The 239-nt window shown below is 44.8% G+C and carries 1 protein-coding gene; it reads left to right on the top strand.

Features of this window, described 5'->3' with window-relative positions; all coding sequences use genetic code 11:
- A partial coding sequence (locus ACYP03_RS27815; RefSeq protein WP_459782914.1) for a fructosamine kinase family protein occupies window positions 1–126 on the top strand: 126 nt, incomplete at its 5' end.
- Between the last annotated feature and the right edge of the window lie 113 nt (window positions 127–239).

Below are 239 nucleotides of genomic sequence, written 5' to 3'. Positions count from 1 at the left end.
TACAAACAACGTCGCGACCTGTACAACCTTTACCATTTGCTGAACCACTGTAATCTCTTTGGCGGAGAATATCTGGATCAGGCAGAACGCTGTATTCGCAGGCTGAATCTGACTGATTCTGAGTAGTCATTAAACGACAATCCGGGCTACCGTCTGCCGGGTTGAAGTGATAAAGTTCACATTCTTTATCCTTTCAGCTCAAGACAGGAACCGTATGTTAAAAGCCGCAATCTTCGATA

The organism is Photobacterium sp. R1 (assembly GCF_054600795.1).
This window is presented reverse-complemented; position numbering and strand designations above follow the sequence as displayed.